Here is a 12,868-nt window from a genome sequence, read left to right as displayed (position 1 = left end):
TCTTAATTCGTTAAATCTCTCTATACTTTCTTTGTGAACTTGCATGCAGAGGGAGGGAAGAAGAGAACAACAAAAAGTGTTCCAATGGTTTTTGGAACACTTTTTGCGTTATATAAAGTTAGTAGTTGAATGTCCTATAGACAATAAAATACAATCAATTATTCTTCTTTCAATTCTTTTCCCATGCCTTTAAGGAAGTGCATGCCAAATCGGATCGCCCGATTGATGTCGGGATCCTTCAATACTTTCAGTAAATCCATCACACCAATTGTTTTACTGCTGTGAAGATGTTCGTTGGCCTCCTCCACGCCAGCTGTGATGCTTCCTGTCAGCTTTTTTATCATGTCAGGATCTGTGCTGGCCAGTGTGTCCGCTACACTGAGAAAGTGATTCATAAGATTGGTTACCGGCTCACGGGAGACTTGATGAATGGCAATGCTAGCGACGCGTTCTTTTGCCTGCAGCAGGGAGTTGGCTGCTTCCAGTGCCCCCATGTCATTTAATTCACTGATAATGTTCAGAATGCTGTTTAAGGCATTTTCATTCTCTGCCAACAGCTTTTGCAAGTCAGTCAATTTCTGCTGGGCGCGTTCTTCTTCAGTCTGCTCTTGTTTCCTGATCGAAGTAATCGGTGCTGCCATAAATGTATCTCCTTTCTATTAGTTAGTCGTTAAGTGAACATATCCAGGGCGTTTCCATTTGCGCTGTACTTCCACACCGTTTTGAGGATGCCGCTTTTTGTTGCGAGGATTTGTTCTTGGCAATGGTGTTTCCCCGCAGTTGGTGAGCACTTCCATTCTTACTTTTGTCTGCTTATAAGCAGGGGTATTTGTACGCTGGTCAACAGCAGGCCCTGTCAAAAAGTTAATGGCTGAGTCCTTATCAACAGAATTCATCGGCAAGAATAACTCATTTGCTTTCACACGGCTGGTAATTAAAACAGGCAGCTTTAATGCTCCAAAAGGAGAAACAAGACGTACAAGCGCTCCATCTTTTATTCCTCTCTCGTCGGCAAGTTCAGGGGATACTTCTACAAAAATTTCCGGTACCTTTGATTGGATACCAGTTGATTTATTCGTCATGTTGCCCTCATGGAAATGCTCTAGCATCCGGCCATTGTTAATATGAAGGTCATACTCCTTTGGAAACTCAACAGGCGGCACCCAATCCGATAAAGCAAAACGCGCTTTTTTATCAGGGAAGTTAAAGCCATCTGTATAAAGAAGAGGAGTGCTCGCTCCGCTATGGCTTCCCCAAAGAAAGCTTTGCCATCCTTCTAATTTGTCATAGCTTGCCTGGCTGAAAAGGGGAACGAGGCCTGTCATTTCATTAAATATATCGCTTGGACCGCTATAGTTCCATCTCGCGCCAAGGCGGTTCGCAATTTCCTGTACGATCCACCAGTCCGGTTTGGATTGGCCGAGAGAAGGGAGAACCTGGTACAGACGCTGGACACGGCGTTCGGTGTTGGTGAACGTTCCCTCTTTCTCCAGAGATGGGGAAGCCGGCAAAATGACATCTGCGTACTGGGCTGTTCTAGAAAGGAACATATCTTGAACAACAAAGAAGTCAAGCTTTGATAAAACGTCGTGTACATGATTGGCGTTGGAATCAACAAGCGCCATATCTTCACCTACAAGATACATTGCTTTCATGTTGCCAGCCTCAACAGATTTTAACATATGGATATTATCAAGCCCCGGAACAGCGGAAATTTTCACCCCATAAGCCTTTTCGAACTTTTCGCGGGCGGCATCATCTGTAACATGCTGGTAGCCAGGAAGCCAGCCAGGAAGCGTACCCATGTCGCAGGCTCCTTGAACGTTATTATGGCCCCGGAGCGGATAAGCGCCAGCGCCCGGCCGGCGATAGTTGCCTGTAGCGAGCAATAAGTTTGAAATCGCTGCAGATGTATCGGAACCTCCTGTATTTTGCGTGACACCCATTCCCCATAACACACAGGTGCCATCTGCATCCCGAATCATCTGGGCTACACGGATAAGAGTATCCGCTGCAATGCCGGTTACCTTTTCTGCATACTCAAGCGTATATTTTTGGAGGACTTCTTTATATTCGTCAAAGAAATTAACATTTTCTTCAATGAATGATTGATCATGCCAACCTTGATCGATCATATACTTTGTGACAGCCATTAGCCATACTTGATCGGTTCCTTGTTTTGGGCTAATGAAAATATCCGAGCGTTCAGCCATTTCGTGCTTGCGTACATCGGCTACGATAAGCTTTTGACCATGAACCTTGTGGGCACGTTTCACACGTGTAGCAAGAACTGGATGTCCTTCAGCAGGATTGGCCCCAACGATAATGACGAGTCCTGCTTTAGCGATGTCTTGAATCGTGCCCGCATCGCCGCCCATGCCGACTGTCCGGAACAATCCGTCTGTCGCAGGGGATTGGCAGTAACGGGAGCAGTTATCCACATCGTTCGTTTCAAATACTTGCCGAGCTAGTTTTTGAATAAGATAGTTTTCTTCATTTGTAATTTTAGAAGAAGAAATAAATCCGACAGAACCCGGGCCGTGCTCCCGCTGAATGGTGCCGAGTCTGCTTGCAACGAGTTCTAATGCCTCTTCCCATGTTGCTTCCACAAACTCATCATTTTTACGGATTAAAGGCATTGTCAGACGTTTTTCCGAATTGATGAAGTCCCAGCCAAATTTTCCTTTTACACAGGTAGAGATAGCGTTTACTGGTGCGTCAGAAGTCGGCTGAACTTTAAGGATTTTACGCCCTTTTGTCCAAATTTCAAATGAACAGCCGACACCACAGAACGTGCAGACAGTCTTCGTTTTTTTCGTGCGCGTTTCCCGCATGGCCGCTTCTGCTTCAGACACGGCAAAAATACCGCTGTATCCTGGCTCAACCGTTTTGACGAGATCAATCATCGGAGTGAGGATTTCTTCCTTCATTCCGGTCATAAAGCCGGCTTCGCCGAGCATAGATTTTTCCATTAAAGCATTACAAGGGCAGATGGTTACGCATTGCCCGCAGCTAACGCAGGAGGAATCATTAATTGAGCTTCCTTTATCCCAGAGAACACGTGGCCGCTCAGCTTCCCAGTCAATCGACAAGGTTTCATTTACCTGCAGATTTTGGCATACTTCCACGCACTGTCCGCATGCAATGCACTGATTCGGATCATAGCGGTAGAACGGATGAGACATATCGACCTCACAAGCAGGCACTTTTGGCTCGTAAGGATATTTTTGATGTTCGATTTCCATCTGTTGGACTGTATTGTGCAGCTTACAATTACCGTTATTGTTATCACAGACCGTGCAATAGAGCAAATGGTTTTCTAAAATACGATCCATCGCCTCTGTTTGAGCTTCTTTAGCGAGAGGAGAGGAAAGTTCAATCTTCATCCCCTGCTGCACTACGGTTGAACAGGAGCGGACGAGCTTTCCATCAACTTCAACAATGCAAGTGTCACATGTTTGAATAGGATCTACTTCAGGGACGTAACAAATTTGTGGGTGAGGGATATTCTGTTGATTAACAGTCTCCAGAATAGTTGACCCTGGCTCTGTTATGTATTCTTTTCCATTGATCATAATTGTTACCATAATGTTTCCTCCCTTTCTTAGAAATAAAAAAATCCACCATGAAATTATGCCTGGTTAATAGACATAATATGCTCATGGTGGAATAGTTATTTAGCAGTTCTTACTAAACAGCCAATCCAGTTAAATGTTAAAATAGAAAGAGCCAGAACAATTGTCAATATTCTAAGTCCTTCTTAGCTATTATAGTGTTTAGAAGAAAAATAAACAAGATGCACTATTTTGTAACAAAAGCATGATGGAAGGCTGTACGAGATCATTGGGAGCATATTAATTGCTCAGTTAAAAAGTGAATGGCAGGGAGATTAAAGGTATGTCTAAAAAAATCCATGAATTTAATGATATCATTCGCAAGCTGCGTAAAGATTTATTGGGAAAAGGACCAGATCGCATTCATAGTGTGTTCGTTGAAAATATGGCTATTTCTACTTTATACGGCAATCTGACGCCAACAGAGAAATTCATTGCCAAAACACCAGAGGGAAAAGAGATGGTGCATGCAGCCAGAACAAAGTTGATTCAAGAAGTATACGCAGCTAATCCACCCGAGGGATTGGAAGAGCTGATTGGAGCAAAGCTCGTTCATTTGTTTTCTGATATTAAGGTAGAAGAAGATATTGCTGTTTCTGTATTTGTCTTTGATAAAAATATTATTTAGAAGGTGAAAGCAGTGAACAAAACAGAGGTGAAACGAAAGATTCTCCGTTTTGCAAACGGACAGGCAGAGCAAGTCGAGGACCGCATTGTGACCGAATACCCTGTGACGATCAAGATGAACGGAGAAGAGTTCGTAACGATGGTTTGTACTCCTGAGTATATTGAAGACATGGTAATTGGCTATTTGGCGTCAGAAGGAATTGTCCGTCGTTACGAGGACATTAAAGAGATGAGAGTCCAAGAGAAGGAAGGCTATGTTCATGTGGAAACGGATAAGTTAAATCCTTACTCGCAGCGCTTTCAGAGCAAACGGTACATTACTTCCTGCTGCGGCATGAGCAGACAAGGATTTGTTTTTGTTAACGATGCGTTAACCGCTAAGAAAATGAAGGGGATTCACGTCACTCTCACGCCTGAGGATTGTTTTCGCCTCATGAATGAAATGCAGGAGTCGGCCGCTCTCTTTCAGGAGACAGGTGGTGTTCATAACGCTGCTTTATGTAATGAAGATGGAATAATACTAAGCCGAATGGACATTGGCCGCCATAATGCGCTTGATAAAATTTATGGTTATTGCATAAGAAATGAAATTTCTATTAGCGATAAAGTCCTTGTATTCAGTGGCCGTTTATCTTCGGAAATCTTGTCGAAGGTAGCCAAAATCGGCTGCGAAGTCGTCTTGACAAAGTCGGCGCCTACAGAACTCGCTTTACAATTGGCCGAAGAATTAGGGATTACAGCTGTAGGATTTGTCCGCAATCAATCGTTCAATGTGTATACGTGCCCGGAGAGGATTAACATGAATGCATCCTCTGCCGGCAAATAGACTATAAAATCCAAATTTTTCATAGAGAAGGTTTTTCACAAATCGAGATTAGATTTGTGAAAAACCTTTTTCCGTTCACAGACGAGTGGGAGAGTCGTTCTACTCCATACTCACCCGATATATTTTTCTTGGACGTCCCTTCGATGTAGGGGCTTCTTCACCAATAATTTCTGCGATTCCTTGATCTACCAAACCATTAAGAATCCGACGTGCATTTCTTGGTGTCATTTTTAACCACTCTGCAACATTGGCAGCAGTGATGGAATGATTCCCCATTCTTTTTTGTACAGACAAAATTTTGTTAAACGTAGTAATTGTTACTCCACAGCGTGTTAGCTTTTCACTAATCTCCTTGTTTTCTGTACGGTATCCAAACGAGATATTTTCTCTTTCCTTAAGTGGACCTTCAATTGTCCCATTGTTGTCAACGAGAAAAGCGCAAAATGCGTCGTAATTTTGGGCATGATTTAAGGCAAGCCGGGCATTTTCCTCTGCTACAAGTGCTGTGTCTCCATAGCCAATGCCTATATTAGACGGCAATTCCGTAATTAATGCTAACCTTTCTAACAGGGCACCGATTTGTTGTTCTGAATCCTGCAAGGAACCTCTCGTCGAGAAAATGATAAAGACACCAACACCGAGAGACATGAATGATCCAGATATCGATTCTGAAAAATTCAATACGGCCGATTGCAGTTCTAAATTTAAGCGATGCTGATCGTATGATACCATATGGTAATCTGCTTTTTTCTCCATAATCTCTACCTTTACGAGCAACGCAGCTATTTGTGACTGCTTAAAATGCATAGTCTCCCATTTTTGAATCGCCTCTGTTAAGGTATCGCGAATATTACTTCGTGTCGGAGTCACCCAGTAGGCAGGAATCCCCTCTAAACACAAATCTTCATATATAGAACGCAAACAAGTAATGCAAATCTCTACTTTCTCTTCCTTAAATAGCTTTTTATGAAAAGCTAGAAGGTCTGCAATGGGAGTATCATGTGAATATTCATGAACATAGACATGCTCAATAGGGATATTAAGGTCTCGGTAGGTTTCATATACATCACGCTTTGATAGCATATCAATACTTACATGCTCGAGGCTCTTCTTATCTTTATAGCCAATCTCCACAAGCGTTTTCGTAAGACTCGATCCGTCCAAATGAAGATAGAAAAACGGCTGCTTCGCTCCGCTTTTCCGGGAAGGGGTATAGAGGGCGGGACCCGCAAATACCCACAGATCCGCCTGGTCTTGGTTTTCTTGTAAAATATGAGTGGTTTCTTCAGTGTTTTGATAAACAAATGGAATAGGAAGGAGTTTGTCGCTGTATTCTTCTGCAATGTCAGATATAAGCTGGACAGAGTTGCTCGGTCCGACGATGCCCGCTCTTGGTTTCATATTTGCTACCACCTCGTTCAAAATTATGTATATTTACTCTTCTTTAATTATAACAACTACGGGAACTATTAGCATAAACGTTTATGCTTTTCAACTATTCCTTCTTCTTTCTGGACATTCGACAAAAAGTCTAGATTTTAAAAAGAAAATGGAAATAGAATTTTTAGAAAATTTCGTTGACTTTCTAATTGAAACTCTATATATTTTAATTAAGGAACATATTAAGAATAATTCCTTAATTAAAAAGGAGGCAACAGAATGAGTACACTTTCTTCCAAAGAGAATAGTTCTAAGCGGTTAGTAAGCTCTGAAGAGTTTAGGAATGTAATTGGCCATTTTACTAGCGGTGTATCGATCATTACCGTAAGAGACGAGGAAGTGGATTACGGCATTACAGCCAGTGCGGTAAGTTCTGTCTCGCTAGATCCACCAATGCTGCTTATCTGCGCTAATAGAAGCACTGGTACATGTCACGCCATTTCTAAAAAAGGCTCTTTCACTGTAAATATTCTTGCAGAGCAGCAAAGTGAGCTGGCAATGCAGTTTGCAAAAGCAAATACAGAGAAGTTTAAAGGTGTGGAGATGTCCTATGGTGAACTTGGAAATCCGGTGTTGAATGGCACGCTGGCACAAGTTGAATGCCGGGTAGTCGAAGAAGTAGCTGGCGGCACCCATTCCGTTTTTCTTGCGGAAGTTCAAAAAGCCAATGCAGAAGACGGAAATCCATTAGCTTATTTCAGAGGAAAGTTCGGCAAATTTAAACCTGCTGAATAGCAGTGTGTTAAATATTTTAGGATCTATAAGTCTTTTTAAAGAAGATTAAAAGCTAAATATATAGGGAGGAAAAAAATATGGCCTTAATGACGGGCAAACAATATCGTGAATCACTGAATGATGGCCGGGAGATCTACATTGATGGTGAGAAGGTTACAAATGTGGCAGAACATCCATCGTTTAAGCCAATTATTGATGTGAAAGCCAGAATGTATGATATGGCTCGTGAAGCGCAATATAAGGATATTTTAACAACGACACTGGAGGATGGAGAAGTTGTTTCTCGTGCATATAAGACACCGAAAACAAAAGAAGATTTAACAGCAATCCGTACCCACGTGGAAACTGTACTGGATGATCTTGGCGGGGTCGTTTACCGTGTCGGTGATGAAACGATCGGTGAAATGTGGTCTTTATACGATGCGAAGGACAAATTGAATGAAATTGACCCTACGTATGCAAAGAACATTGATTATCATATCGATCGCGTGGCAAGAGAGGATTTATTCCATGTTTCTGCTAATACAGATCCGAAGGGCGATCGCAGCAAGCTGTTCAGCGGAGAAGACGGCGGCACTTTGCTTCATGTTGTTGAAGAAAACGACAGAGGTATTGTCGTAAAAGGAGCTAAATTCGAAACAGCAGCTGCTTACGCTCACCAGGCTTTCGTTAAACCAACCATCTTGGATTGGAATGCAGGGTCAGAAAAAATGGCTCCTTTCGCGTGCGGATTCATTTGTGACATGGGAGCGCCTGGATTGAAGCACATTTGCCGTTCTTCGCTCGGCACCAATAAAAATGAAACAGATTATCCAATCGCAACTAAATTTGAAGAAATTGATACGCTACTTATTTTCGATAATGTGCTTATTCCATGGGAAAATGTGTTGTTTCACCGTTCTTTAGAATCAGCTGCTTACATCCGTTCAACATTGCACCGTTATTCTGCCTTTAACTATACACTCAGAATGCTGCGCCGAGCTGATTATTTAATTGGAGTAGCTTTGCTTAACGTAGAACAAACAGGACTTACTCAACTCCAAGCAGTAAAGGAAAAAGTTTCGCAATTAATCAATTACCGTGAAAGTATCAATGCTCACTTAACAGCGGCAGTGGCCAATGCAGAAGTGAGCCCGGGCGGTTTAATGATGCCGAATCAATCTCTGCTTTACACTGGACGTGTGTTTGCCTTGTCGAACTTCCCGGCCATGGCTCATTTAACGAGAGAGCTCGTTGGTGGGCAATTAGCTGTAACACCGGATTCAACAACGATGGCTGATCCGTCAGTCCAGGAATATATCGATAAGTATTATTCTGTTGGTGAATGGAGTCCGGAAGAGAGAGGGAAATTACTGTACTTTGCAAGGGACCTTTTAAATTCTTCCTATGCAGGGCATAGAACAACGTTTGAATTGTTTGCACAAAGCCCGCCGTTCGCTCAGCAAATGGCTGTTTTCAGCAACTTCGATGCAGAAAACCAGCGTGAGCTTGTTCGTAAAGCAGCCGATTTGAAGCCCTCCATAGCTGTTACTAATTTGTAATCTTAAAAATAGAAAGGGGAAGGTTTCATTGGATATTCATACACCAGGTACGTTGAAGCTGCCTGCATCTGTTCTGACAATCGGCGCTCTTGATGGGATTCACAGGGGACATCAGGCCTTATTACTAAAAGCAAAAGAACGGGCTAAAAAGCTTGAGGTACCTTTTGTTGTCTATACCTTTGATCCTCCTCCCAAAGTGTTTTTTACAGGCTGCCAGCTCTTAATGACAGTAGAAGAAAAGTTGCAGCGGCTTGACATGCTCAGGGTTGACCATGTGATTGTCGGCCCGTTTAATGAGGCGTTCATGAAACAAGAAGTACCAGATTTTATTGAGGAAATACAAGAAATGAATCCCCTTGAAGTATGGGAGGGCCCAAATTTTCTCTTTGGTAAAAATAGAAAAGGCACAATCGAAGTGTTGCGCCGTTACTTCAATATAGGTATTGTACAGCCGTTAACATGTGAGCAAGGAGAAATGATTTCTTCCACCCGGATACGCGGCCTGTTAAAGCAGGGGAAATTCTCTCAGGCAGCAAAGCTGCTGGGGGAAGAGCGCTTTAATGGATCTATTTTGGAAAAATCTTATGTTGCAAATTCATAAAGGTCAAATTTCATTTTTTTGTACTAATTTATGTTAGAAGCAAAGGAGAAGGAAAACGATGAAAACTGAGACAGTGGAAATTAAAAGATTTCGCAAGTTTGAAACAAACAAGTTTTATCCCTCTCATATGGGAGAAGAATCTCATCATGTAGCCAATGAGTTTTCAATGGTTGTTCGTGCTGGGAACCGCATATTCATGAGAGGCCAGACAGCATTTGATTTAGACGGGAATTTCCATGGAGAGAACGATGTTATTGCCCAAACAGAAAACGCTTGTCGCTGCATTAAGCAGCTTCTTGAAGAAGCTGGGGGAAAGATGACAGACGTTTGTAAACTCACAACCTATGTAACGGACCGGAATTATCGGAAAGATGTTTACAGTGTCATTGCTAAACATTTTAAAGGTGTATACCCGGTAAGTACTGGGTTAGTTGTTAACGGGCTGGCTCTTCCTGAAATGCTTGTGGAAATTGATGTAGAAGCTATCATCAGCGACGATAAGTAAGCCAAGCAGTCTTGCTTCACTATAATTGCATGGCTGGAGCAGCAACATTAGGAAGAGCTATATTTGTTGCTCCTTATCTTTTAAGGAGGAAATCAAAATGAAGATAACGAGTACATTTTCTGTAGCGGGACGTTGTGCAGCAACAGGAGCCTTAGGAGCGGTCGTAACTTCCAGCAGTCCATCTGTTGGGGCAAGGTGTCCCTGGGTCAAGTCGAATGTAGGAGTTATTCTCACGCAGAATGTAACCGATCCACGTCTGGCAGCTATCGGGCTATCTGCTATGGAAAAGGGATATAATGCACAAGCAGCGATCCGCACGATGATGGCTGCTTCGGACTTTCCAGAATTCAGACAGCTGGCTGTTGTCGATGCAAAAGGTGGATCGAGTGTATTTACAGGTGAAAAAGCGCTCGGTGTGCATGGAGAGTTTTATGCCGAGGACGTAGCAAGCATTGGTAATTTGTTAAGCGATCCATCTATTCCAATTGCAATGGGCCAGCGCTTTATGGATCGTAAAGATCTTCCATTGCCTGAGCGCTTAATTTCGGCGATCGAACTCGGATTTAATATGGGCGGGGAATTAGATGATGAGCATTCTATTGCTCTTTTAGTCTATCATCCAGATGCGCCGTTTGCTTATGTTGATCTACGGGTGGATTACAGTGAAGATCCGCTTCAGGATTTGAAGAAGCTGTGGGAGATTTACAGTCCGCAGGCAATGGATTATAAGATTAGAGCCATTGAGCCGGAACGCGCACCTTCTTATGGAGTAAAAGGTGACGAATAATTGCAAAGAATCCATATGAGTGGTTAAAGAATTGAAAAGTATAGATCTGGAAATAATTAGGAGCTATGCTGTGAATACTTAGAGCCGGCTAAAATAAAAGAGTCGGGAAAGAAGTAAGGCAGCGGGGCAGATGGAGGTCTTGGTAAACTATCAATGGTAGAAGAACGGTAAAAAGAGATATCTAGTAGAAAAGCGGTCATGTTATTGTATTCTGCTTCTCATTTTAAATAGGAAGGGAGCTGGTATATTGGATGAAAAACCAGCTCCCTGTTTTTAGTATCTTTTTAAAATACAAAAAACAGGATGGGATAAAGATGCTAGAGAATAAAGTGCGAATAGAGGAGCCTAATTAACCGAGGAGTTAGATATTATTTTAAACCCTTGTGAAATGACTGAACCATGAATTTCCAAAGCAGCGCTGCTTAAGAAAAAAATTTAGCATTATATGAGACAACAATACGCAAGTTTAAGTTTTTATAATATTCAAATAAATATTGACACCGCTAAAAATGGGATGTATGATTTTTATAAGGAACATTTAAGGATTTATTCCTTTATTAAAAACTCAATTAAAAGAAGGGAGAAGAGAAGTAATAAATCAAGAGCCTCAGGAAACTTACTGTCTTTGATTTAGACTGAATATTGTTTTTTTTTGACTTAAATATTGTAAGCGGATTCTTCCATGCAGAATATGAAGAGAGTGAATTGTTTGATTAAATAAGCTAGAGAAAAGAGGGGGAGTAATGGAGAACAATCGTATCCAGCAAGACCTCCATACAGAAGGACAGCTGCAAAGTACGTTAAAGAACCGACATGTAACAATGATAGCGCTCGGCGGGATCATTGGGGCTGGGCTTTTTGTTGGAAGCGGAGCAGTGATTAATGCCACCGGACCAGCAGCAGTTGTTAGTTATATCCTATCTGGCGGGCTGTTATTTTTAGTGATGCGTATGATTGGTGAAATGGCGGTGGCCTATCCGACTGCCGGTTCTATTTCCGAATACGCCCGGGCAGGTTTAGGAAACTGGGCGGGGTTTAGTGTCGGCTGGCTTTATTGGTATATGTGGGTCATTGTAGCTGCGATTGAGGCGGTAGCAGGGGCTGGCATTCTAGTAAACTATTTTCCGAATATACCTCCTTGGTTTCTATGCTTCATACTGTTAGTTGTTCTTACCTTAACAAACCTTTATTCGGTGCGTTCTTTTGCTGAAACTGAATTTTGGTTTGCCTCTATAAAAATATTTGCGATTATTTTCTTCATTTCACTTGGTGCCATCTATCTGCTTGGATTATGGCCTGATGAATCACCAGGTCTTTCAAACTTATACTCTGCGGGAGGTTTTTTCCCTAACGGAACTGTTGCTGCATTAGTTGGAAGTGTGACAGTGCTCTTCTCAATGGGAGGAGCTGAAATTGCTACTATTGCAGCTGCAGAATCTGACCAGCCTGCTAAGTATGCTGCAAAAGCCACTAATCAAGTCATGTATCGTATCTTTTTCTTTTATGTAGTTTCTGTCTTTTTTATTGTAGCCATTGTGCCATGGAACTTTAAGTTTGCCGGCGTTGCTATTCAAAGTCCTTTTGCTATTGCATTAGAACAATTAGGTATTCCTTTTGCTCCATTCATTATGGAGGCGGTTGTTTTAACTGCTGTGCTTAGCTCGCTCAATTCTTGTCTTTATATAACTTCTAGAAGCTTATTTGCTCTAACTAAGAAAGGAGATGCTCCGAAGTTCCTTGTCAAATTGAATAAACGGGGAGTACCGGTAAGGGCCATACTTGCCGGCACGGTTTTTGGCTATGTAGGTGTTGTCTTAAATTACTTCTTTCCTGAAACTGTATTTCTGTTTTTGATTAATTCAGCGGGAGCCATTTCGCTGTTCTATTACTTAATACTTGCTTTTGCTCAAATTCGTTTGCGGCGTAAACTGGAACAGGAAGCACCTGAGAAATTACAGTTGAGAATGTGGTTATTTCCTTATTTGTCTTATATAACTATTGCATGGATGTTGACAGTGGTTGGAGCGATGATATGGATCTCAGGTACACGTTCACAAGTTTTCCTAAGCCTGACCAGCTTTGCGACAATTCTGATAGCTTATATGTTACGCAGTAGGTATAGCAAGCAGTCAGAGAGCTCCCCTATGGAGCAAGAAGCAGAATATGTGGACGCATCTAAGGGGTAAAGAGCC

General features: G+C 42.1%; 11 protein-coding genes. 8 read left to right on the top strand and 3 right to left on the bottom strand.

Annotated elements, in window-relative coordinates; genetic code table 11:
* Positions 1-158: 158 nt before the first annotated feature.
* Both ACH0BF_RS03675 and fdhF read right to left on the bottom strand, forming a co-directional pair.
* The gene (locus ACH0BF_RS03675; protein WP_120036601.1) at positions 159-641 is read right to left on the bottom strand and encodes a helical membrane plugin domain-containing protein; all 483 of its coding nucleotides are present in this window, start codon (positions 639-641) and stop codon (positions 159-161) included.
* An 18-nt stretch (positions 642-659) separates the two neighbouring features.
* Positions 660-3,587, bottom strand: a complete 2,928-nt coding sequence (gene fdhF, locus ACH0BF_RS03670; RefSeq protein WP_340855322.1) for a formate dehydrogenase subunit alpha — start codon at positions 3,585-3,587, stop codon at positions 660-662.
* Positions 3,588-3,897: 310 nt separating this feature from the next.
* Between fdhF and ACH0BF_RS03665 the strand changes: the two genes are divergently transcribed.
* Entirely contained in the window at positions 3,898-4,242 is a 345-nt protein-coding gene (locus tag ACH0BF_RS03665; protein ID WP_041098779.1) for a Na-translocating system protein MpsC family protein, read from the top strand.
* Between the two features lie 12 nt (positions 4,243-4,254).
* The gene (gene fdhD, locus ACH0BF_RS03660) at positions 4,255-5,067 is read left to right on the top strand and encodes a formate dehydrogenase accessory sulfurtransferase FdhD (RefSeq protein WP_041098777.1); all 813 of its coding nucleotides are present in this window, start codon (positions 4,255-4,257) and stop codon (positions 5,065-5,067) included.
* A 99-nt stretch (positions 5,068-5,166) separates the two neighbouring features.
* Here the strand turns inward: fdhD and ACH0BF_RS03655 are convergent, their stop codons facing one another.
* A complete protein-coding gene (locus ACH0BF_RS03655) occupies positions 5,167-6,468 on the bottom strand; it encodes a helix-turn-helix domain-containing protein (RefSeq protein ID WP_041098775.1) in 1,302 nt (433 codons plus the stop codon).
* A 258-nt stretch (positions 6,469-6,726) separates the two neighbouring features.
* Between ACH0BF_RS03655 and ACH0BF_RS03650 the strand changes: the two genes are divergently transcribed.
* The 6 genes from ACH0BF_RS03650 (at position 6,727) to ACH0BF_RS03625 (ending at position 12,862) form a co-directional block, all read left to right on the top strand.
* A complete protein-coding gene (locus ACH0BF_RS03650) occupies positions 6,727-7,242 on the top strand; it encodes a flavin reductase family protein (RefSeq protein ID WP_052475209.1) in 516 nt (171 codons plus the stop codon).
* A gap of 77 nt (positions 7,243-7,319) precedes the next feature.
* Complete coding sequence (locus ACH0BF_RS03645) at positions 7,320-8,783, top strand: 4-hydroxyphenylacetate 3-hydroxylase family protein (protein ID WP_340855317.1); 1,464 nt, start codon at positions 7,320-7,322, stop codon at positions 8,781-8,783.
* Positions 8,784-8,811: 28 nt separating this feature from the next.
* On the top strand, positions 8,812-9,384 hold the full coding sequence (locus ACH0BF_RS03640; protein ID WP_041098769.1) for an FAD synthetase family protein: 573 nt from the start codon (positions 8,812-8,814) through the stop codon (positions 9,382-9,384).
* Positions 9,385-9,442: 58 nt separating this feature from the next.
* Positions 9,443-9,889, top strand: a complete 447-nt coding sequence (locus tag ACH0BF_RS03635; protein ID WP_041098767.1) for a RidA family protein — start codon at positions 9,443-9,445, stop codon at positions 9,887-9,889.
* A 97-nt stretch (positions 9,890-9,986) separates the two neighbouring features.
* Positions 9,987-10,676 (top strand): DUF1028 domain-containing protein, encoded by a 690-nt coding sequence (locus tag ACH0BF_RS03630; RefSeq protein WP_041098764.1) that lies wholly within the window; start codon positions 9,987-9,989, stop codon positions 10,674-10,676.
* 743 nt (positions 10,677-11,419) lie between these two features.
* On the top strand, positions 11,420-12,862 hold the full coding sequence (locus ACH0BF_RS03625) for an amino acid permease (RefSeq protein ID WP_340855315.1): 1,443 nt from the start codon (positions 11,420-11,422) through the stop codon (positions 12,860-12,862).
* Positions 12,863-12,868 lie beyond the last annotated feature (6 nt).

The organism is Pseudobacillus sp. 179-B 2D1 NHS (genome assembly GCF_045370945.1).
In the GTDB taxonomy this organism is placed as follows: domain Bacteria; phylum Bacillota; class Bacilli; order Bacillales; family Domibacillaceae; genus Pseudobacillus.
This window is presented reverse-complemented; position numbering and strand designations above follow the sequence as displayed.